At 52.7% G+C, this 22147-nt stretch carries 22 protein-coding genes and 1 riboswitch; of the genes, 3 read left to right on the top strand and 19 right to left on the bottom strand.

What is annotated here, in order from left to right:
* Positions 1–80: 80 nt before the first annotated feature.
* From KNP60_RS03995 to KNP60_RS03935, 13 genes are all read right to left on the bottom strand, one after another.
* Positions 81–1037, bottom strand: coding sequence for a leucine-rich repeat domain-containing protein (locus KNP60_RS03995; RefSeq protein WP_214752988.1), 957 nt, complete (start codon positions 1035–1037; stop codon positions 81–83).
* Positions 1038–1040: 3 nt separating this feature from the next.
* Positions 1041–1463, bottom strand: a complete 423-nt coding sequence (locus KNP60_RS03990) for a DUF6678 family protein (RefSeq protein WP_214752986.1) — start codon at positions 1461–1463, stop codon at positions 1041–1043.
* Positions 1464–1469: 6 nt separating this feature from the next.
* Positions 1470–1622: a hypothetical protein gene (locus KNP60_RS03985; RefSeq protein WP_214752984.1), complete on the bottom strand. Its 153-nt coding sequence runs from the start codon at positions 1620–1622 to the stop codon at positions 1470–1472.
* A gap of 344 nt (positions 1623–1966) precedes the next feature.
* Positions 1967–3364 carry a Fe-S cluster assembly protein SufB gene (gene sufB, locus KNP60_RS03980; RefSeq protein ID WP_214796979.1) on the bottom strand — a complete coding sequence of 466 codons (1398 nt, stop codon included), beginning with the start codon at positions 3362–3364 and terminating at the stop codon, positions 1967–1969.
* A 19-nt stretch (positions 3365–3383) separates the two neighbouring features.
* Positions 3384–3818 carry a Fe-S cluster assembly sulfur transfer protein SufU gene (gene sufU / locus KNP60_RS03975; RefSeq protein ID WP_034778441.1) on the bottom strand — a complete coding sequence of 145 codons (435 nt, stop codon included), beginning with the start codon at positions 3816–3818 and terminating at the stop codon, positions 3384–3386.
* Positions 3808–5028 (bottom strand): cysteine desulfurase, encoded by a 1221-nt coding sequence (locus tag KNP60_RS03970; RefSeq protein ID WP_214763292.1) that lies wholly within the window; start codon positions 5026–5028, stop codon positions 3808–3810. The genes sufU and KNP60_RS03970 overlap by 11 nt, the downstream gene beginning before the upstream one ends.
* A gap of 1 nt (position 5029) precedes the next feature.
* Entirely contained in the window at positions 5030–6298 is a 1269-nt protein-coding gene (gene sufD, locus KNP60_RS03965; protein ID WP_034778444.1) for a Fe-S cluster assembly protein SufD, read from the bottom strand.
* A 12-nt stretch (positions 6299–6310) separates the two neighbouring features.
* Positions 6311–7072, bottom strand: coding sequence for a Fe-S cluster assembly ATPase SufC (gene sufC, locus KNP60_RS03960; protein ID WP_152567746.1), 762 nt, complete (start codon positions 7070–7072; stop codon positions 6311–6313).
* Between the two features lie 172 nt (positions 7073–7244).
* Positions 7245–8459 carry an MDR family MFS transporter gene (locus KNP60_RS03955; RefSeq protein ID WP_214796978.1) on the bottom strand — a complete coding sequence of 405 codons (1215 nt, stop codon included), beginning with the start codon at positions 8457–8459 and terminating at the stop codon, positions 7245–7247.
* Between the two features lie 102 nt (positions 8460–8561).
* Positions 8562–9392 (bottom strand): MetQ/NlpA family ABC transporter substrate-binding protein, encoded by an 831-nt coding sequence (locus tag KNP60_RS03950; RefSeq protein WP_214752980.1) that lies wholly within the window; start codon positions 9390–9392, stop codon positions 8562–8564.
* A gap of 30 nt (positions 9393–9422) precedes the next feature.
* Entirely contained in the window at positions 9423–10085 is a 663-nt protein-coding gene (locus KNP60_RS03945; protein ID WP_034778455.1) for a methionine ABC transporter permease, read from the bottom strand.
* Positions 10075–11103, bottom strand: a complete 1029-nt coding sequence (locus tag KNP60_RS03940) for a methionine ABC transporter ATP-binding protein (protein WP_034778457.1) — start codon at positions 11101–11103, stop codon at positions 10075–10077. Before KNP60_RS03940 ends, KNP60_RS03945 begins: the two co-directional genes overlap by 11 nt.
* A 78-nt stretch (positions 11104–11181) precedes the next feature.
* Positions 11182–11287, bottom strand: a riboswitch (SAM riboswitch).
* 453 nt (positions 11288–11740) lie between these two features.
* The gene (locus KNP60_RS03935; RefSeq protein WP_114166832.1) at positions 11741–11998 is read right to left on the bottom strand and encodes a thioredoxin family protein; all 258 of its coding nucleotides are present in this window, start codon (positions 11996–11998) and stop codon (positions 11741–11743) included.
* Between the two features lie 187 nt (positions 11999–12185).
* Here KNP60_RS03935 and KNP60_RS03930 point away from each other — a divergent pair, with 187 nt between their 5' ends.
* Complete coding sequence (locus tag KNP60_RS03930) at positions 12186–13238, top strand: PTS sugar transporter subunit IIC (protein WP_214796977.1); 1053 nt, start codon at positions 12186–12188, stop codon at positions 13236–13238.
* A 43-nt stretch (positions 13239–13281) separates the two neighbouring features.
* Here the strand turns inward: KNP60_RS03930 and gcvH are convergent, their stop codons facing one another.
* The 6 genes from gcvH to KNP60_RS03900 form a co-directional block, all read right to left on the bottom strand.
* Positions 13282–13665 (bottom strand): glycine cleavage system protein GcvH, encoded by a 384-nt coding sequence (gene gcvH, locus KNP60_RS03925; protein ID WP_021065488.1) that lies wholly within the window; start codon positions 13663–13665, stop codon positions 13282–13284.
* A 39-nt stretch (positions 13666–13704) separates the two neighbouring features.
* Positions 13705–14067 (bottom strand): arsenate reductase family protein, encoded by a 363-nt coding sequence (locus KNP60_RS03920; protein WP_131437898.1) that lies wholly within the window; start codon positions 14065–14067, stop codon positions 13705–13707.
* A 45-nt stretch (positions 14068–14112) separates the two neighbouring features.
* Positions 14113–14841 (bottom strand): hypothetical protein, encoded by a 729-nt coding sequence (locus KNP60_RS03915; RefSeq protein ID WP_251131309.1) that lies wholly within the window; start codon positions 14839–14841, stop codon positions 14113–14115.
* 88 nt (positions 14842–14929) lie between these two features.
* Complete coding sequence (locus KNP60_RS03910; protein ID WP_214796976.1) at positions 14930–16714, bottom strand: acyl-CoA dehydrogenase family protein; 1785 nt, start codon at positions 16712–16714, stop codon at positions 14930–14932.
* A 13-nt stretch (positions 16715–16727) separates the two neighbouring features.
* Entirely contained in the window at positions 16728–17900 is a 1173-nt protein-coding gene (locus tag KNP60_RS03905; protein WP_214707315.1) for an acetyl-CoA C-acetyltransferase, read from the bottom strand.
* Between the two features lie 19 nt (positions 17901–17919).
* Complete coding sequence (locus tag KNP60_RS03900) at positions 17920–20331, bottom strand: 3-hydroxyacyl-CoA dehydrogenase/enoyl-CoA hydratase family protein (RefSeq protein WP_214796975.1); 2412 nt, start codon at positions 20329–20331, stop codon at positions 17920–17922.
* A gap of 214 nt (positions 20332–20545) precedes the next feature.
* Here KNP60_RS03900 and KNP60_RS03895 point away from each other — a divergent pair, with 214 nt between their 5' ends.
* Positions 20546–21448, top strand: coding sequence for an SDR family oxidoreductase (locus KNP60_RS03895; protein ID WP_251131308.1), 903 nt, complete (start codon positions 20546–20548; stop codon positions 21446–21448).
* Positions 21449–21569: 121 nt separating this feature from the next.
* Complete coding sequence (locus KNP60_RS03890) at positions 21570–22124, top strand: YcxB family protein (RefSeq protein ID WP_214796974.1); 555 nt, start codon at positions 21570–21572, stop codon at positions 22122–22124.
* The last annotated feature ends 23 nt before the right edge of the window (positions 22125–22147 follow it).

Raw genomic sequence — 22147 nt, 5'->3', positions numbered from 1 at the left:
GAATGCGTTAATCCCAATCACTGATCTCAACCTTCCCGTACTGGTTCATCATTTCTGTAAATTCGTCATTCCGACGCACGCTACCAAAATCGACCACTACTTCCTCCACAATCGGGTTTTCTAAAAGAGGTACATAATCTTTGAATTGCATATGCTTCGCAGAAAAATGGGAAAAATTGTCGTAACGAGGGTGCTTCACCTAAGCTTGAAAGATTGATCAGGCCTTGTAAATGTTCGATTTCTATTCTTTTCAAGTGATAAAGTTTACTAACATCAGGTAATTGTTGAACACGACGAAGCGACTGTAAATGAAGTGTTCGCAACTCGAGCAATTCAGAAATGACGGATAAATCTTCTAATCCCCGAATGTGCCGCAACCCCAAATGTTGTAGCGCTTTTAATGAGGAAAGTGCCGTCAAATCGCGTGTCCCGCCTAATAGGATGTTCAGTGTTGTCAGTTTTTCAAGACCGCCTAAACAAGAAAAGTTATGTAATCGTACCGACCGTAACGTCAGCTCTTCTAATTGAGGGAGTCTCCTCAACACATCGATGCCTTTCGTATGTCCTTCTATGCGCAAACGTTTTAGTCTCGAGAATCGACTAATCACCGATAAATCGGGCTTCGTCGACTTCGTCGCCCCGATCGAGAGGTCAATCAGGTGCTCTGTCACACCGTCTAAAATGTCTAAACTTTCTAATCGATAGACGTGTAACACGAGTTCAGTTAACGAACGAAGCTGATGAATGACGTTTAAATTCGTTATTCTACGATCAACGTCAACATATAACCTTCTTACTGACGGGACATACGCAAGATTAGATAAGTCGCACCGTGCAAAATCAAAGCTATGTGCACGCAACACGATGTCATCACGTTTTGAAAAGAGATGCGCTTCTAATAACATAAACGTTTCTTGTGATACAACATCAGAGAATTGAATCGTGTGCAGGGTTTCCAACTGTATGAGTTCAAGTACTTCTGACTCCGTTAACCGGTCCGTGATTTCGACTCGTCCGCCACCTATATCTTCATACATGTTTTAATTCTCCTCTCTTTCGAAAATCCCCGTATCTCGAACATAACCAAAAATACAAATAATCTCACCTTCCATTACAAAAGGTATCTTTAGTCGTCTCAATATGTGATGAAATTTATCGGTTACATCATGAATCTCTGGTTCCATGATAGAACCACGAGCTTCTTTGACGATAGGTAGAATCCGCATCCATTCGATTGAAGCGGTCGGATAAGGAAAGCCATCATCCCAATCACTTGAGAGATCAGCCGTCTTCGATAAAAATTCAGGACTTGGTGTGTCTTCTAATACATATTTGATTTGATAAGGCGCTTCAGATAAGCATTCAGGTGCCACCGCTCGTCTCAGTTCCTCCCACTTCGTCTTGTTCATCACGGATGTCAATTGCCGCTTTTCAATTTCATGTAGCCGTTTTTGTCGGTCCATCCCGGTTCATCCCTTCTCATATACGATCTCTAAGCGCTTGATTGCCCGCGACACGTCTTCTCGATTATGTTTTTGCTTCATCCACTTGGGCAAGCGACTCTCCATACTTCGGTTCGCGCCGTCGCTCGTCCGAATATCTGCTTCCACGTACTGTCTCATATACGCGAGGTGCTCCTGGTTATAAGCCCATAGGATATGACCACAGCAGTTCGTCTGTAAATAAAGTGGAAGTCTAAAGAAAGGATCGTAGGCGCCTCTTTCTACCCGTATGCCTTGATCCGAATACATCCGTACGTACCCACAGGCCAGACAACTAAGACGTACCTCTTCATGAACGATTATGTCGGCGCGCTGCTCACATCGAGGACACCGCACAAGAATCTGATGCATGAACGCCATTAATGTTTTGCTCTTTAACTGAAATCGCTTCACTCGACACGCACCTCCTCATTTGATTATACAAAAAACCAGCGAAGCTACGCTTCGCTGGTTACATGAATAGATTACCCGATTGATCCTTCCATCTCGAACTTGATGAGACGGTTCATTTCGACGGCATATTCCATTGGCAATTCTTTCGTGAACGGCTCGATGAAGCCCATGACGATCATTTCCGTCGCTTCTTCTTCCGAGATTCCACGGCTCATGAGGTAGAAGAGTTGCTCTTCTGACACTTTAGAGACTTTCGCTTCGTGCTCGAGTGAGACTTGGTCGTTCAAGATCTCGTTGTACGGGATCGTGTCCGACGTCGACTCGTTGTCCATGATGAGCGTGTCACATTCGATGTTCGAACGTGCGCCTTTCGCTTTACGGCCGAAGTGGACGATACCGCGATACGAGACTTTTCCGCCTTGTTTCGAAATCGACTTCGAGACGATTGACGACGACGTGTTCGGTGCGAGGTGAATCATTTTCGCGCCGGCGTCTTGGTGCTGCCCTTTACCGCCGAGGGCGATTGAGAGCGTCATCCCGCGTGAGCCTTCACCTTTTAAGATGACGGCCGGGTATTTCATCGTGAGTTTCGAACCAATGTTACCATCGATCCACTCCATCGATCCACCCGCTTCACAGATGGCACGCTTCGTGACCAAGTTGTAGACGTTGTTCGCCCAGTTTTGGATCGTCGTATAGCGGCAGTATGCGTCTTTGTTGACGAAAATCTCAACGACCGCCGAGTGGAGTGAGTTCGTCGTGTAGACCGGTGCCGTACATCCTTCGACGTAATGGACAGATGCGCCCTCGTCGACGATGATGAGCGTCCGCTCGAACTGACCCATGTTCTCCGAGTTAATTCGGAAGTAAGCTTGGAGCGGTTGCTCGAGCTTCACGCCTTTTGGTACATAGATGAACGAACCACCTGACCAAACAGCCGAGTTGAGTGCCGCGAACTTGTTGTCTGTCGGCGGAATCAATTTTCCGAAGTACTCGCGGAAGATGGCTTCATCTTCTTTCAAAGCAGTGTCTGTATCTTTGAAAATGACACCTTTCGCTTCGAAGTCTTCTTGCATGCTGTGATAGACGACTTCAGACTCATACTGAGCCGAAACGCCTGCCAAGTATTTTTGCTCCGCTTCCGGGATTCCGAGCTTGTCAAACGTACGTTTGATTTCTTCAGGAACCTCGTCCCACGAGTGCTCTGTCTTTTCAGACGGTTTGACATAATACGTGATCTCATCGAAATCGAGTGCCGTGAGATCACCGCCCCATGTCGGCATCGGCATTTTGCGGAACTGTTCGAGTGATTTCAAACGGAACTCGAGCATCCATGCCGGTTCTTCTTTCATGCGCGAGATCGTCTCTACGATTTCGTTCGTCAAGCCGCGGCCTGAACGGAAAATCGAGATGTCTCGGTCATGGAAGCCATATTTATAATCGCCAATGTCAGGCATGTTTTTCGCCATATCGGTCTCCTCCTTCTACTTACGCTTCCTCGTCGACTCCCTTTTCAAGCGCTTTCCACGCGAGCGTGGCGCACTTGATGCGAGCCGGAAACTTTGAGACGCCAGACAACGCTTCGATGTCGCCTAGGTCGAACGTGTCTGTATCGTAGTCTTTCCCTTGGACCATCTCCGAGAAGATGTTGGCCAATTGGAGTGCCTCGTCAACAGACTTGCCCTTCACGATTTGAGTCATCATCGATGCCGAGGCGAGACTGATCGAACAGCCTTCCCCTTCAAACTTGGCATCTTTCACGATTCCATCCTCGACTTGGAGTTGGAGTCGGAGTGAATCCCCGCATGTCGGGTTGTTCAAGTCGATCGTCACGCCATCTTCGATGACGCCACGGTTTCTTGGGTTTTTATAATGATCCATGATGACCTGTCGGTACAACATATCGAGATTGTTAAAACTCATAATTGAAATACTCCTTCGTTTGACGTAGCCCTTCGATGAAGCGGTCGACTTCTTCTTTCGTATTGTACAAGTAGAAGCTCGCTCGGGCTGTCGATGATTGCTTCAGGAGACGCATGAGCGGCTGGGCACAATGGTGGCCGGCCCGGACCGCGATGCCTTGCATATCCAAGACGGTCGCTAAGTCGTGGGCGTGCACGTCACCTAAATTGAATGTGACGAGTCCGACCCGTTCCTCTGGCCCGAAGATTTGGATACCTTCGATCGTCCGCATCTGTTCGATGGCGTACGTCGCGAGCGCCCGTTCGTGGGCTTCGACGTTCTCGAGACCGAGGTCTTCTAAGAAGTCGATGGCCGCTGCCAAACCGACAGCGCCGGCGATGATCGGCGTCCCTGCTTCGAACCGGTACGGGATGTCTTTCCATGTCGACTCATACAAGTCGACGTAATCGATCATCTCGCCACCGAATTCGACCGGCTCCATGTTTTTAAGCAACTGTTTCTTCCCGTATAAGACCCCGATCCCGGTCGGACCGAGCATCTTATGGCCTGAGAAGGCGAGGAAGTCGCAGTCGAGTGCTTGCACGTCAAGTTTACGGTGCGGTGCGCTTTGCGCCGCATCGACGACCATGACCGCGCCTTTCTCGTGGGCGAGCTTCGCCACGTCGGCGATCGGGTTGATCGTGCCGAGCACGTTCGAGACGTGACTCATGGCAACGATTTTCGTCCGGTCCGACAAGACGGCACGGACCGCGTCGAGCGTGACCCGACCGTCCGGCGTCAATTCGACGTAACGGAGTTTGGCCCCTTTACGCTTGGCGAGCTGTTGCCACGGAATCAAGTTGGCGTGATGCTCCATCGGCGTGAGGACGATCTCGTCCCCCGCGCCGACGTTGGCATCCCCGTAGCTTGACGCGACGAGGTTAATCGCCGTCGTCGTCCCGCGTGTGAAGATGATCTCTTCCGGGACGGCGGCGTTGATGAATGAACGGACGCGCTCCCGCGCCCCTTCATACGCATCCGTCGCGTGCGTCCCGAGCGTATGGACGCCCCGGTGCACGTTCGAGTGGATGCGGCGATAGTAATCCTCGATCGCCTCGATGACAGCAAGCGGTTTTTGGGAGCTCGCCGCGCTGTCGAGATAGACGAGCGGATGACCGTTGATTTCCTGATCTAAAATCGGGAACTGTTTACGAATCGAGGCATCGATCATCTTAACGTACTTTCCCTTCGATGACTTCACGGAGACGGTCTTTGACCGACTCGATCGCGAGTTGCTCGACGACCGGGTTCAAGAATCCGTGAATGATCAACCGTTCGGCTTCTTTACGTGACAGACCGCGGCTCATCAAGTAGTAGAGCTGCACGTCGTCGACGCGTCCGACCGAAGCGGCGTGACCGGCCATGACGTCGTCCTCATCGATGAGGAGAATCGGGTTCGCGTCGCCACGTGCCTTTTCAGACAACATGAGGACACGTTCCGTTTGAACGCCGTTCGATTTCGAAGCACCATGGTGAATCATCGATGTCCCGCTGAAGATGGCCGTAGCCGAGTCTTTTTGGACACCGTGAATCAAGATGAACCCTTCTGACGACTTCCCGAAATGGTCCGTCCGGATATTGAAGTTTTGTTTCTGTGCGCCACGACCAACCGTGACGGCTTTCGTGTCTGAGAACGTATTGTCCCCGACGAGGTGTGTCTTCGTCTCGACGAGCGAGTTGCCGTCATTCATGTGACCGAGCGCCCATTCAAGGCGTGCGTTCTCATAGACGACACCGCGGCGGTTCATGAACGAGAGGGCCGACTCAGCAAGCTGGTCGACGCCACCGAAGACGACTTTCGCGTTCGCGGCTGCGAACACTTCTGTCACGGCGTTGACCGTGTGCGGCTCGTTCGTGTTCGAGAGGAAGCTCTCGACATACGTCACTTCACTGCCTTCGTCCGCGACGATGATCGTGTGGTGATAGAGCGCGCCGTTCGCTTGTTCCATCGTGAAGATGGCTTGGAGCGGGTCTTTCAACTGAACGTTCTTCGGTACGTATAGGAACGCACCACCGTTCATGAGGGCAGCGTTCAACGCAGACAAACGTTCTTCGTCCACGCGGACACCTTCCGTCATGAAGTACTTCTCGACGAGGTCCGGATGTTGTTCCATCGCTTCGTTGATGCCCATGAAGAGGACACCTTCTGGCGTCGCGAGTTCGTTGTAGACGACATGACCGTTGCGTTCAACGAGCACGTTTGTACGGTGGTCTCCAAGAAGTGCTTCGATTTCAGGCGTCAAGCCGTCGTGCTTCGTGAGCTCGACGTCTCCAGAGACGAAGTCCCATTTATCAATCTTGATCTTTTCAACTTTTGGCAAGGCGAGAGTCGGCGCAAGTTCTGCTGCTTCTTTGCGACGGTTGACCATAAATGCCGGTCCACCGAGCGCCTCTGCACGTGCCGCTACTGCTTGTGCATCCAATTCAAATTGTACGGTCATCGTACAGCCTCCTTACGCTTCTGTGTCTACTGTCATTCCAAGATCTTGCTTCACCCAGTCGTAACCTTCTGCTTCGAGTCGTTGTGCAAGCTCTTTGCCACCTGACATGACGATTTTACCGTCCATCATGATGTGAACAAAGTCTGGCTCGATGTAGTTAAGGAGACGTTGATAGTGCGTGATGATCAAGCAGCCGAACTCTTCGTTGCGCATTTCGTTGACGCCTTTGGCGACGACTTTGAGCGCATCGATGTCAAGACCTGAGTCAATTTCATCGAGGATGGCGATGTTCGGTTTAATCATCATCATTTGAAGAATCTCGTTACGTTTTTTCTCTCCGCCTGAGAAGCCTTCGTTCAAATAGCGGTGTGCCATTTCTGAAGGGATCTCGAGGACGTCCATTTTCGCATCGAGTTCACGGATGAACTTCATGAGTGAGATTTCTTGTCCTTCTTCGCGGCGTGAGTTGATTGCTGAACGCAAGAAATCGGCATTCGTGACACCACTGATTTCAGCAGGATACTGCATCGCGAGGAACATTCCGGCTTGCGCGCGCTCGTCAACTTCCATGTCGAGTACGTCTTCGCCGTTCAAATCGACGCTTCCGCCTGTTACTTCATACAATGGATGTCCCATAAGTGCCGATGCGAGTGTAGATTTACCCGTCCCGTTAGGACCCATGATGGCGTGAATTTCGCCACCTTTAATTTCAAGATTAAGACCTTTGACGATCTCTTTTCCTTCGATTGAGACGCGGAGGTCATCAATTTTCATGTGTGGTACGTTAGACATTCGGATACCCCTTCCGTTTTCTCGCCATTTTTGGCGTAGATTAGATATATTCTAATCTTAATCTAGACAATTTTTTATTTCAAGCGACTCACCTTATTATTCATTCTCAATAAAACTTAAATGTTGAGAATGAGAATATCGGGAAATCAAGACTTTATCCAACTTTTTCCTCGATTAAGGCCAAACTTGCTTTCCGTTCTTTCAAGGCGCCGGCGAAGAAGAAGGCGCCGCAAGCCGTCAACACGGCCAAGCTTCCAAACACTGGCAACGCGGCGTTATCAAACCCATCGAGCAACACCCCACCGATGACGGGGCCGATCGTCTGACCGAGCGCCGTCAACCCCATCGCCCCGAAATACGTCCCGCGCAGGTGAGCCGGTGCCAATTCGTCCGTCAATACGTCCGTCATCGTGAACATAAGCACCTCACCGATTGTGAAGATGACCATCGCGATGAACAACACCCACGTCTCGGTCGCAAAACCGATGAGCAGGAGCCCCGTCGACAGCGTCCCGACGCCGAAAAAGAGTGACTTGATCGGCGACACGCGAATCCCGAAGCGCATGATCGGATATTGGACGACGAGGACGGTGATCGCATTGACCGTCAACAGATAGGCGAACAAACGTGAGCCATCACTGAAGCCGTCATGGAACGCGATGAACTGCGGCAACGTCGCATTGAACTGACTATAGCCGATGATGGCGAAAATCATCCCGATGATGACGTAGCGGAACGTCTTATCTTGCTGTAACACACGGAACGTCTCCGTCAAGCGCGGCCGGACTTTGACGCCGTCCCCTTCCTCGAACGGATATTTCCGGAACAGCGTCGAGATGACGAGACCGTATAACACATAGACGCCCGTGACGACGAAGAAGGCGCTCTTCGCCCCGGTGAGCGACAACACGACCGCGAGCAACGGACCGATCGCCGCCGCGATATTGATTAAAAAGTAGCGGACATTGTAGACGATGACGCGCTGGTCCGGTTGCGTCGTGTCGCTGATGAGCGCGCGGGACGCCGGTTCGAGGAACGACCGCGACACGCCCATAAGTACCGAGAACATGTAAAACCAAAATAATTCCGTCACGAGCGCGAACCCGCTGAACGTGATCGCGTTCAAGGCGATCCCGATTAGCATCAACTGTTTGCGCCCATAGCGGTCAGACAGCGTGCCCCCAAAAAAGCTCATGAATAACCCCGATAACGCCGAGATGGCGAACACCGTCCCGATGACACTCGCCGAGAAGCCAAGCGTCGCAAGATAAATCGCAAAAAACGGCATAACAAAAAATGTCGACAGCCGGGCAAAAAATGTACCAAATAAGACACCCAGCGTCAGCGGATGAATGTGTCGTATGTTCATCCGGATCCCCCCTTTTTCTACATATATGTAGTGTACTTCTATTGGTGCGTCAAAACTACTCCAAACAAAAAAGGCCCGGGATGTCCCGAGCCTTGACGACAATTATTGTTTGACCGGTACGACTGCACCTTTGTATTCGTCCAAGATCCACTGTTGTGTCTCTTCTGACGTGAGAACTTCAAGGAGTGCCTTGACGCGCTCGTCGTCTTCGTCGCCTTCACGTGTGACGATCAAGTTGACGTAAGGTGAGTCTTCGCCTTCGAGGGCGATCGCGTCTTCGAGCGGGTTGAGGCCGGCATCGATCGCGTAGTTCGTGTTGATGAGGACCGCGTCCCCTTCACCGTTGTTGAACGCTTGCGGGAGAAGTGCCGCTTCAACGTCCGTCTTGAACTCCAAGTTTTTCGGATTGTCGACGATGTCTGAAACCGTCGCGTCCGTCGTCTTGCCTTCTGCGAGCGTGAGTAAGCCTTCTGATTGGAGCATCGTGAGGATTCGTCCGTGGTCAGCGACTGACGAACTCATGATGATTTCAGCGCCTTCTGGCAGCTCATCGAGTGATTTGTAGTCTTGTGAGTAGACACCAATCGGCTCGATGTGGACGCCGCCGGCTGATGCGAATTTGTAGTCTTTGTTCTCAGCCATTTGCGACTCGAGGTACGGCTCGTGTTGGAAGTAGTTCGCGTCGAGTTCGCCGTCCGCGAGCGTTTTGTTCGGGAGGACGTAGTCTTGGAACTTCTTGATTTCGAGCGTATAGCCCTTCTCTTCGTAGTCGTCTTGAATGTGCTCTAAAATCTCAGCGTGCGGGACGTTTGACGCACCGACGACGAGCGTCTTGTCATCGCCCGAACCTGATTCTGAATCTCCGCCGCAAGCTGCGAGAATCGTGAGTGCTGAAGCTGCTGTCAATCCGAGTACTGTTTTCCATGATTTCATTATAAAACCCCTCCAAATTTTCTATTTAGATCAAGCGGAACGCTTGTCAATTACTGATACGAGTCGATCGCCGATGAACTGGATGACGAAGACGATAACCAAGATTAAGACGGTCGCGACGAACGTGACGTCACTCTGTGAGCGCTGGAACCCTTCGAGGAACGCCAAGTTCCCGAGTCCCCCGCCCCCAACGACCCCTGCCATCGCCGTATAACCGACGATCGCGACGATCGTGACCGTGATGCCTGACACGATGGCCGGCAATGCTTCTGGGAACAACACTTTATAGACGATCTGCCATTTTGTCGCACCCATCGATTCAGCCGCCTCGATGACGCCGCGGTCGACTTCACGCAGGGCGAGCTCGACCATCCGCGCATAGAACGGAGCCGCACCGATGATGAGCGCCGGCAACGCTGCCGTCGATCCGAGCATCGTCCCAACGACGAGTAACGTGAACGGGATGAGCAAGATGATCAAAATGATGAACGGGATCGACCGGAACACGTTGACGATTGCGCTGATAACCGTGTAAATCGGACGGTTTTTCATCATGAGCGGTTCGTTCGTGACGTATAAGAGCATCCCGAGGGCGAGACCGATGACGAAAGTCGCGGCTCCGGCGACGAGCGTCATATAGAGCGTCTCCCACGTCTGCTCGAGCATGACTTGCCAATCTACATTAGGAAACATCGCTTTCTACCTCCACTTCCACTGCCTGCGACCGGATTGAGGCGATGGCCCGCTCGACTTCAGCCGGCTCTCCGATCAATTGGATGAATAATGTCCCGAGGGCACCGACTTGTGACTGCGTCACGTTTCCGCCGATGATGTTGAAGCCGATATCATGTTGCTTCAACACTTCTGACAGAATTGGTTGCTCGGCCGTCTCGTTCAAGAATTTGAGCTTGACGATTTGACCGCTCGGATAACGCGCTTTCAAGTGCTCGAACGTGAGCGACATGTCTTCGACCGCGCCGATCTGTTTGACGAACTCTTTCGTGATCGGCTGTTCCGGATGTTGGAACACCTCGGCGACTTGTCCGGTCTCGACGACCTTCCCGGCCTCCATGACGGCGACGCGGTGGCAAATCTTTTGGATGACGTGCATCTCATGGGTGATGAGGACGATCGTCAATCCGAGCTTTTTATTGATGCTGACGAGCAGTTCGAGAATCGAATCGGTCGTCTTCGGGTCGAGTGCGCTCGTCGCTTCATCGCAGAGGAGCACTTCTGGATTCGTAGCGAGCGCACGGGCTATCCCGACTCGCTGCTTTTGACCGCCCGATAGTTGCGACGGATAGCTGTCTTCCCGTCCGCCTAAGCCGACGAGTTCGACAAGTTCTTGGACGCGGCGTTTGCGTTCGCTGGCCGGTACCCCGATGAGCTCGAGCGGGAAGCTGATGTTCTCAGCGACCGTGCGTGACCATAATAGGTTGAAGTGTTGGAACACCATCGAGACGTTTTTACGTACCCCGCGTAGTTCCTTCGGCGTGAGCTTCGTCAGCTCGCTGCCGGCGACCACGATTTCACCGCTAGACGGTGCCTCGAGTCGGTTGAGCAAGCGGATGAGCGTCGACTTCCCCGCCCCTGAATATCCGATTATTCCAAAAATTTCGCCGCTTTCGATGGTAAGCGACACATCATCGACCGCCTGGACCCGACCGTTTTTCGTATCGAACCATTTGGCCACATTGCGTAGTTGAATCAATCCATTTCCCTCCTGACAACAAAAAAAGTACGCACGTTTGAGCAAACGTGCGTACTTTATCGGTACGGACAACGATTGCTCTCATCTTCCAAGGTTTACACCTTGCTGGAATTAGCACCATTTCGGATTGCTCCGCGGTTGCTGGGCGTCATAGGGCCAGTCCCTCAGCCTCTCTTGATAAGAGTGGTTGCGTATTTGATTAGCCTTATCATAGCGACATATTATTTTCATGTCAAACTATTTTATGCAAAAAAATAAAAAAAGGTGCCATCCGAGGATGACACAGAACGTAGCACCTTGAGTCACTGAAGGACAACCCATAGATGAACCTCTTTTGCCCGATCAGAGCATTCATCCTTATATGGGGGATTTTTACCCGACCATCACTCGATCTTCGAACGGACCATGCAATTACGCGACCGGTGCCCCGACGCTTGATTTTTTTGGGGGACAATCGAAGGGAAGGTCCACCTGAAATCGCGTAAGCTCATGCAACGGTTGTTCGAAAACGTCTTGCTGACGGGAAAATCTCGTCCTATGTTGTGTTCAAGTAAGATGTTGTAATGAATATATCATTCGTGAACTTTCTGTGTCAACTGATTATTTAAAATTTTCAGATTATTCTAATCATCCTATCTCATTTGACGAAAGATAGGACGTGCTGGACGTTTTGAAACGCGTACAAACGATCGCGAACTTGGCCATTCTCCAGCTTCAATAGCGCCGGGACGCTCATGACCTGATACGCCTCGAGCTCGTTCGGGATAAAGTTGGCATCACGCTTTTCAATCTGGAGTTCGGGGTCGACGGCCTCGACGACCGAGAGCATCCGCTCGGCCACGGCGCATGTACCGCACATCGGGGCGTATATATATAAGAATCCGTCTGTCATCATTGTTCTCACCTCTCCTCTAAGTATATGAATCCGGACCGGTCGGTTCAAAAGTTGTGCTCAAATGGAAAATTCTGAACATTTCAACATTTTGTATTGACGCTCGCTAGAAAGAGGCATAGTATGGTCATTAACTTTATTGCTTTTGTACATAACAGCATACCAGTAGAAAAGGACAGGTGAATCCCCAATGACGGAAGAGAAGCTTACCGGAAAACAGTTTTTGATGAACGTCTTGAACGGCCTCAGTCTTGCCATCCTCATCGCCCTCATCCCGAGCGCCTTGCTCGGTGAATTAACGAAAGCCATCTTACCTTATGTTCCGTCCTTGCAGTTCATCTTAGATGCGACGACAATCGCGATGCGTCTCTTACCGGTCATCATCGGTGTCGCTGTCGCCATGCAGTTCGGACGCTCGGCACTCGAGGCCGGCACAATCGGCATCGCGACCCAGGTCGGGAGCGGCGCCATCCGCATCGAGGAAGGCGCGTTCCTCATGGCCGGAATCGGTGACGTCATCACGGCCGGTGTGACGGCCGCTCTCGCGACGTTCCTCGTCATGCAGTTGTCGCCACGCTTGAAGACATACACGGTACTCGTCTTACCGATGACGGTCATCGTCGTCGCCGGAGGGATCGGGGCGTTCCTGCTCACTTACATCTCACAAATCACGACATACGTCGGGACGATCATTATGACGATGACGGAACTGCAGCCCATCGTGATGGGCATGTTGATCGCCATGGCGTTCTCGCTCATCATCGTCTCGCCGATTTCGACGGTCGGCATCGCCACAGCGATCAGTCTGTCTGGTGTCGCGGCCGGGGCCGCCAACTTAGGGGTCGTCGCCGCCGGTTTCGGTCTCGCCATCGCCGGCTGGCAGATGAACGCGACGGGAACGTCGATCGCCCACTTCCTCGGGTCACCGAAGATTCAAATGGCGAACTTCGTCCGTCGTCCGATCATGATGTTGCCGGTACTCGCCAATGCGGCCATCCTCGGAGCGCTCGCAGGCATCCTTCGGATCGAAGGTACACCAATCAGTGCCGGTTTCGGTGTGTCTGGTCTCATCGGACCGATCAACGCCTTGCACCTCATGCCCGGCGGTTTCGCGCTTTGGAACGTCATGCTCGTCATCGTCTTGTTCGGACTCATCCCGATAACGCTCGGAATTATCTTCTACCGCCTGTTCAACCGGACGTCGCTCATCCAGCCTGATCATTACCGCCTCGATTTCGAATGAACAAAAAAAGCCCGGCTTCTCGTGAAGAGAAACCGGGTTTTGTTTAGCCTTGAATCATCGCTTCGTATTCTTCGGCTGACATGAGTTTGTCGACGTCTGACGCGTCGTTCAACTCGACTTCGATCATCCAAGCGCCTTCGAACGGTGCCTCGTTGACGAGTTCTGGTGAATCGGCGAGTGATTCGTTCACCGCTGTGATTTTTCCAGAGATTGGAGCGTACAATTCTGAAACGGTTTTGACCGACTCGACCGAACCGAACGGCTCATCGAGTAAAATCGTGCCGCCGACTTCAGGAAGTTCGACAAAGACGATATCCCCTAGTTCGCTTTGTGCGAAATCTGTGATCCCGATGCGGGCCACGCTTCCGTTCACTTCAACCCATTCGTGCTCTTTTGAATAACGTAGATTGGCTGGTACTTTGCTCATCTTAACTTCCCCCTCAAATGAATTAGACTCACACGAGTATTATAGCACTTCGCCCCAAACGTCTGTAAACGACTTTTCTGAAAATCCGACAGTTGATTTTTGACCATCTGTCACGATCGGGCGCTTCAAAAGCATACCATTACTCGCTAAAAGCTCGATTTGTTCGTCTTCTGATAGATTTGGCAACTGATCTTTGATGCCTTCGTTTCGATATACCTGTCCGCTCGTATTGAAGAATTTTTTAAGCGGCAGACCCGACTGTTTCCATAGCTCAGCCAACTCGTCTTTTGACGGTGTCGCTTCGACGATATGGACGTATGTATAGTCGATGCCGTTCTCTTTCAACCACTTTTCTGCTTTTTTACACGTACTGCATGGCGGATAGCCATATAGTGTCACCATGTTCATCACCTCTTCTATAAATGTAGCACATTCCGAATCAACCGTTCACGCCTGAAGCAAACGCTCGATTTCTCGCTTCAACACCGCGTTCACCGAATGACGCGCTTCGATATGTTCGAGGATGGCCGCAGCCGCCTCGACGGAACGTCCATAACCTAATACTCCTTGTTCGAGGAACGTGATCACATCAGGATGCTTCGCCTCAACCCGACGTGTCGGATTAAACGGGTCGCTCGTCTCCCCATATGCGAGTAACACGTTATTGACGGCCGACACCTGAATGAGTTCGAATCCGGCGAGCTGTTCACCGCGCCGTTCCCGGAGCAGTCCGACGTATAGGTTCGTCAACGCCTCCTCATAGCGGTGTGCGGCGTCTGAAGGATGCGTGATGACCTTCGGCGTCGCGAATGTATCGAGCGCCTCGTCGCGTTGCCAGACGACACGACCTGGCGTATAGGCGATTCCAGGCATCTCCACCATCTCGAACACGGCGAACTCGGCGTAAATGCCATCCTCATACATGACCTTATGCCCGTCTTTCGTATTTTGGAACTGATACGCCAACGGCTCGACGGCGAGCCAATCTAAATTGTCGATGAAGCGTGCCTTATACCCGTCTTCGACAATCAAAAAGAAATCGAGATCCGAATAGTCGTCAAGCCGATCCGTCTCGAGCCCGATCGAACCGAGCGCGAGTAACATTAATGTCCCTTCCTTTGTCGCGACCAAACGGCCGATTGCGTCCATCCGTTCTAACAAGTCATCTCGTCTCATATGTATCCCCTCCTTTTCCCATTGTACGGTGTCGGCAGGGCAAAAAGAAAGGGCCGACCGCGTCCGGTCCACCCTTTCTCTTGCTTGCTTACACGATAAACTTGTTCGCTTTGATGAGGCTCGCTGCGACTTCGCGCTTCGTGCCGATGACGTTGATTGGCTGATAGCGGCTGAACTTCTTCATCGCCGACAAGAGCATGCGCTGCTCGTCGCCCGATGCGGCCGCGTACAACACTTCTTTCGCCATGAGTTCGACTTGCTTGAACACTTGCTCGGCGAAGATTTCGGTGTAGCGAACTTTCTGTTGGTTCTTCTCAGCGCCTGTACGGGCGATGGCTTTCTCCGTCCGCGCGATGGCCGCTTCAAGCGCGTAGATGGCGCTGATGATGTCGGCGATCTTCGCGAGGATCTCTTGCTCGTTCTGAAGGTCTTGCTGATATTTCTGAACGGCCGTTCCGGCGATCATCAAGTTGATTTTCTTCATGTTCGACAAAAGCATCTTCTCGCGTGCGAGCGGTGAGCCGTCGAGCTCTTGCGGCATGTAGCTCATGAGCTCTTTTTGGAGCTTCTGCGCTTCGGCGAGGAGTGGCAAGTCGCCTTTCATCGCTTTCTTGAGGAGCGTTCCCGGCACGATCAAACGGTTGATTTCGTTCGTTCCTTCGAAGATGCGGTTGATGCGTGAGTCACGGTACAAGTTCTCGACTTCATATTCGGTCATGAAGCCGTAGCCGCCGTGGATTTGGACCGCTTCATCGACGACGTAGTCGAACGTCTCTGAGGCGAACACTTTGTTCAATGAACACTCGATCGCATATTCGGCGATGGCTTGGGCAACTTTCGAGCCGTCACGCATATTGTCGTCACCGAGCGCATCGAGGCTGTCTTGGAATAGACCGCCCGTCCGGTAAACCGAGCTCTCCATCGCATAAATGTTCGCGGCCATCGTCGCAAGTTTCTCTTGGATGAGCGGGAACTGACTGATCGGCGTCTTGAACTGTTTGCGCTCGTTCGCGTACTGGACCGAAAGATCGAACGCACGTTTCGACGAACCGACCGCACCGACCGCAAGTTTGTAACGACCGACGTTCAAGATGTTGAAGGCGATGACGTGGCCTTTGCCGATTTCTCCAAGGAGGTTGTCGACCGGGACTTCGACGTCTTCTAAGATGAGCGTCCGTGTCGATGAACCTTTAATCCCCATCTTCTGCTCTTCGGCGCCTGTCGAGACACCGTTGAAATCACGCTCGACGATGAAGGCGCTGAATTTGTCGCCGTCGATTTTCGCGTAGACGACGAACACGTTCGCGAAACCGGCGTTCGTGATCCATTGCTTCTCCCCGTTCAACACGTAGTGCGTGCCGGCCTCGTTCAAGACGGCCGTCGCTTTCGCACCGAGCGCGTCCGAGCCTGAGCCTGGCTCTGTAAGGGCGTACGCTGCGATCCATTCGCCCGTTGCGAGCTTCGGCAAGTACTTATGCTTTTGCTCTTCCGTTCCGAAGAAGACGATCGGGAGTGTCCCAATCCCAACGTGGGCGCCGTAGCTGAGGGCGAATGAACGTGCCTTGGCGAACCGCTCCGTGATGATCGATGACGAAATCTTATCAAGCTGATAACCGCCGTACTCTTCTGGCACATCCGCGCCGAGGAGGCCGAGCTCGCCCGCTTCTTTCAACAGTTCGACCGAGAGATCGAACTCGTGTTTCTCGATGCGTCCAAGGACAGGCATGACACGGTCGTCGACGAAACTCGCCGTCGTGTCGCCAATCATTTTGTGCTCGTCCGAGAAGTCTTCCGGTGTGAACAAACGATCCGCGTCGAGTGCGTCGATGACGAAGCTACCGCCTTTAATCAATTCGTGTTCTGTACGTTCCATTGTCAATTCCCCCTTATAGTAATTCGAAGACGCCAGCAGCACCCATACCGCCACCGATGCACATCGTCACAACCCCATACTTTTCATTGCGTCGTTTCATCTCATGCAAGATCGAGACCGCGAGTTTCGCGCCCGTGCAACCGAGCGGATGCCCGAGTGCGATCGCGCCGCCGTTGACGTTCACTCTCGACGGGTCGATGCCGAGTTCACGGATGACGCCGAGCGATTGGCTCGCGAACGCCTCGTTCAGTTCGAACAATCCGACTTCTTCCAACTTCACGCCGGCCATCTCGAGCGCTTTCGGGATGGCGACGACCGGGCCGATCCCCATCACTTCCGGACGGACACCGCCGACCGCGAACGAGAGGAATTTTGCCATCGGTTTCAAGCCTTGGCGTTCGGCTTCTTCACGCTCCATGACGAGCACGGCTGCCGCGCCATCGGACACTTGTGACGCGTTCCCCGCCGTCACCGAGCCCTTGATTTTGAATGCCGGGCGCAGTTTACCGAGCGCCTCGAGCGTCGAGTCGGCACGGACGCCTTCGTCATGTTTGACGACGAGTTCACGTTCCGCGACTTTCCCGTCCTCGCCGAGCACGTGCTCGACGACCGTGACCGGGACGATCTCTTCTTCGAACTTGCCGCCCGCGATCGCTGCCGCCGCTTTTTGGTGGCTGTCGATGGCGAACAGGTCTTGGTCTTCGCGCGAGATGTTATATTCGGCCGCGACACGTTCTGCCGTGTGGCCCATGCTCATATAGTATTCCGGAGCCGTCTCCATGATCGTCGGGTTCGGACGGATGACGTGGCCGCCCATTGGGACGAGGCTCATCGATTCCATACCGCCGGCGATGACCGCCGTCGCTTGACCGATCATGATTTTCGCTGCCGCGTCGGCGATCGCTTGAAGGCCGGACGAGCAATATCGGTTGATCGTGATGGCCGGTACTTCGTGCGACAAGCCACCTCGTACGGCCGCGTAGCGGGCGATGTTCATCCCTTGTTCCGCTTCCGGCATGGCGCACCCCATGATGACGTCGTCGATCGGTCCCGTGTAGCCTGACCGCTCGAGCGTCGCTTTAATCGCGTGACCCGCGAGTTCGTCCGAGCGAACGTTTCGGAACGAACCGCGTTTTGCTTTTCCGACCGGCGTCCGTGCGCCGGCCACGATGACTGCTTCTCTCATCTGTTAAGTCCCCCTTTTGTCAGTTCCGAAGTGGCTTGCCTTTGACGAGCATATGTTGCATCCGTTGCTGCGATTTCGGTTCCCCGATGAGGCTTAGGAACGCCTCGCGCTCGATGTCGAGGAAGTACTGCTCGTCGACCATCGTGCCGTATGCCAAATCGCCGCCGCTGATGACGTGGGCAAGTTTTTTCGCGATCTTCAAATCGTGTTCAGAGATATAGCCACCGTAGAACATCTCGTATGCCGCGAGTTCGAGTGTCGCTTTCCCTGTTTGACCGACGACCGGCAACTTCTCACGAACCGGTGCCGTGTAGCCGTCAGCGAGACCGAGCACCGTCTGTTTCGCGTCGAACGTCAAGTGGTCGCGGTTCATCGAGATGCCGTCGACCGGACGGTGATAGCCGAGCGCTTTCGCGTCATAGGCTGACTTCGATACTTTCGCCATGGCGATATTCTCGAACGTCTGTTGCGCCGCTTTCTCGATGTTTTGCATCGACTTCGGTGTCTGCTCGAGGAGACGACGGTACGTGTTGAGGTTTCCGCCCCCACCTGGGATGAGGCCGACGCCGACTTCGACGAGACCCATATACGTCTCGAGCGCCGCCTGCATGCGTGCGGCCGGCAAGCTGATTTCTGTCCCGCCGCCGAGCGTCATGCCGTAAGGTGCGACGACGACCGGGCGACCCGCGTAGCGAATCTTCTGGACGACTTGTTGGAACTTGTTGATGATCCAATCGAGCTCGTACCAGTTCTCGTCTTCCGCTTCCATGAGCATCATCGCGAGGTTGGCACCGACACAGAAGTTCTTACCATCGTTGGCGAGGACGAGTCCTTTGAAGTCGGTCTCGACGAGGTCGATCGACTGTTCGATCATCTGCATGATGTCGACACCGATCGCATTGTTCGGTGACGTGAACTCGAGGGCGACGACGTCGTCTCCGATATCGATGAGGCGGGCCCCACCGTTCTCGAGCACGATCCCGTTCGACTTGGCGAGCGGGGCGAGTTTCACTTCTTTCGGGTTGACGGTCTTCTCAACGTACGTCTGTGACGCTTGGTCGTAATACTGGTCTCCCTTATAGAAGGATGTGTGTCCGGCAGCGAGCATCTCATCGATCCACGCCGGGACGTCATAGCCTTCCGCTTTCATGCGGGCGACCGATTTCTCGACACCGAGTGCGTCCCACGTCTCGAACGGTCCGAACTTCCAGCCGAAGCCCCACTTCATCGCGTCATCGATGGCGACGATCGAATCACTGATCTCGCCTGTGAGACGAGCCGAGTAGACGAGCGTCTTCGCCGTGACCGGCCAGAGCAATTGTCCGACGCGTCCCTTGTTCAAGATGGCACCTTTCAGCTTCGCTTTTGAGCCTGGGAGCGATTTGATTTGGTCGAGCTCCGGTCCTGTAATCGCTTTCAATTGTTCGTATTCGAACGTCTCGAGATTCAGTTCCTGGATGACTTTTCCGTCTTTCTTATAGAAACCTTGTCCGGCCTTTTGACCGATCCATCCCTTCTCGACGAGCGTCTTCATTTCAGCAGGGACGTCGAACGTATCCTTCTCTTCACCGGCGTCGAGCGTCTCATAGACGTTTCCGGCGACGTGGACGAACGTGTCGATGCCGACGACGTCGAGCGTGCGGAATGTCGCCGATTTTGGCCGGCCGATGAGCGGTCCTGTGATCGAGTCCATCTCGCCGATCGAGGCGTTCTGCTTGAGCATCTCTTCGAACGTGACGAGGAGGCCATACGTGCCGATGCGGTTGCCGATGAAGTTCGGTGTGTCTTTCGCTTCGACGACGCCTTTCCCGAGACGGTCCTCAGCAAAGCGGGCCATGAAATCGATGACCGGGCGTGCCGTCTTCTCCGTCGGGATAAGTTCGAGCAGTTTCAAATAGCGCGGCGGGTTGAAGAAGTGTGTCCCGAGGAAACGTGCCTTCAAGCCTTCCGGCAATACGCTCGCCATCGCCTCGATCGAGATACCCGACGTGTTCGAGCTGAGAATCGCGTCTTCACGGATGTAAGGTGCGATTTTTTCGAACAGTTGCTGCTTCACATCGAGCCGTTCGACGACGACTTCGATGACCCAGTCCGCTTCCTTCAAGCGCTCGAGATCATCTTCTAAGTTCCCCACGTCGATGAAGTTCAAGTGCTCCGCTGTCGCGAGTGGTGCCGGGTTTTGTTTCAATAGCTTTTGACGGTTCTCAGAAGCGATGCGGTTCCGTACTTGTGGCGACTCGAGCGTGAGCCCTTTCGCTTCTTCTTTCGCCGTCAATTCACGTGGTACGATGTCGAGCATGAGCGAACGAATCCCCGCGTTCGCCAAGTGAGCCGCAATCCCCGCCCCCATTACTCCTGAACCGATGACGACCGCAAAACGAATGTTGCTCGTCAAACGGAGGTCGGCTGATTGTTCGATGTGACTCGTCATATTGTTCCCCCCTCAATGAGAATGAATAGTGATTCATTTCAAGCGTAAAAAAAATCGCAATCACCATCGTGTTTACTCTTCTATCATAAATGAATGACAATTCATTCGCAAGCGTTCATTTTTCAAATTCGTTCCAATTTCACCGAGGACGATTCATTTTTCGGTGACTGTGGTATAGACACAAAGAGTCAATTTTAGAAAGGGGAATGTATTCATGAGTGATAATCGTTTAAACACAATGGGGAACCGACAGGATTTTGAATCGTTCAAGAAAGACGGCCAAGAACAAGCCCATCAACCGGGAATCGATTCGAAGATGGAGCCGTACCCGATCTATGAACGTAAAGGATATAAAGGAAGCGATAAACTGAAAGATAAAGTCGCCATCATCACGGGCGGTGACTCCGGCATCGGGAAATCGGTCGCCATCTTCTTCGCCCACGAAGGCGCGAATACGGTCATCGTCTATAAAGACCAAAACGAGCTCGAGGACGCCGAGGCGACGAAAGAACGCATCGAAGAACTCGGTCAAGCTTGTCTATTGCTGCAAGGTGACCTCGGCGACTCGGCTTTCTGCCAAGACGTCGTCAAACAGTCCCTCGAGACGTTCGGCCATTTGGACATCCTCGTCAATAACGCCGCCGAGCAACATCCGCAGGAGTCGCTTCTCGATATCTCGGACGACCAGCTCGAGCAGACGTTCCGGACGAACATCTTCAGCATGTTCTATTTGACGAAAGCCGCCCTTCCGTATTTAAACGAAGGCGCAAGCATCATCAACACGACGTCGATCACAGCGTACGAAGGTAACGATCAATTGATCGACTACGCATCGACGAAAGGTGCGATCACGGCGTTCACGCGTTCGCTCGCCAAGAACTTGGTCGAGAAGAAGATTCGCGTCAATGGTGTCGCACCAGGTCCGATTTGGACACCGCTCATCCCGGCGACGTTCTCAGCGGAAAAAGTCGCCTCGTTCGGTGACTCGGCTGAGATGAAACGTCCGGGCCAACCGGCAGAACTTGCCCCGGCTTACGTCTATCTCGCAAGTGACGACTCGACGTACGTCAGCGGACAGGTCATGCACGTCAACGGTGGGACGGTCATCAACGGATAATCTTGTCGCAGGCCCAGTGTTCAGTCACTGGGTCTTTGTGTTGGAAAAATAATCCATCCTATGTTAGCGTTATTGCATGCTTCAACCTGTCATTTAGACGAAAGAAAGGAGCCAATGATGGATGATTCATTATCGATTGACACAAGATGATTTTTTCACGTTACAAAAGAACTTCATCAAAAACTCGGTTCCCGATAAACGAAAATCTATACTTGTCACGCTCATACTCATGTTACTGACCGCCTTTTACGGATTTGCCCTCGCGATTGTGTTGTTACCGCAAACGCTCTCCGCCCCTGTCATTCTCGCACTCGCCGCCAGTGCCGCTGTGGTCCCAGCGCTGCTCTTATTCCCGCTCTTCAAGAAAGTGTATTTCACGATGAGGTTGAGACAGTTGCGATCCATACTTCGACAGGACTCGAAATGGCCACGTGATGTCACTTTGTCAATCCATGAGAACGGGATTGAAGTCAATTCGCTCCACAATGCCGTCAACAAACGGGTTCAAGTCGCGTGGGAAGCGATTGAACGAGTGAACGAGGACGAGACACATCACTATATATTCATTGAAGCGACGGAAGCGATTATCGTCCCGAAGCAAAACCAGATGCTCAACGAGACGGAGCGAATTCGAATGAATGATTTGCTACAAAAACACTTAGGCATCAGACTCTAAGCGACAAAGGTCTTCAACCAGGA

It is taken from the genome of Exiguobacterium sp. s5 (assembly GCF_018618075.1).
In the GTDB taxonomy this organism is placed as follows: domain Bacteria; phylum Bacillota; class Bacilli; order Exiguobacteriales; family Exiguobacteriaceae; genus Exiguobacterium; species Exiguobacterium mexicanum_A.
The sequence above is the reverse complement of the archived record's forward strand: the minus strand, read 5'-3'. Positions and strand labels throughout refer to the sequence as shown.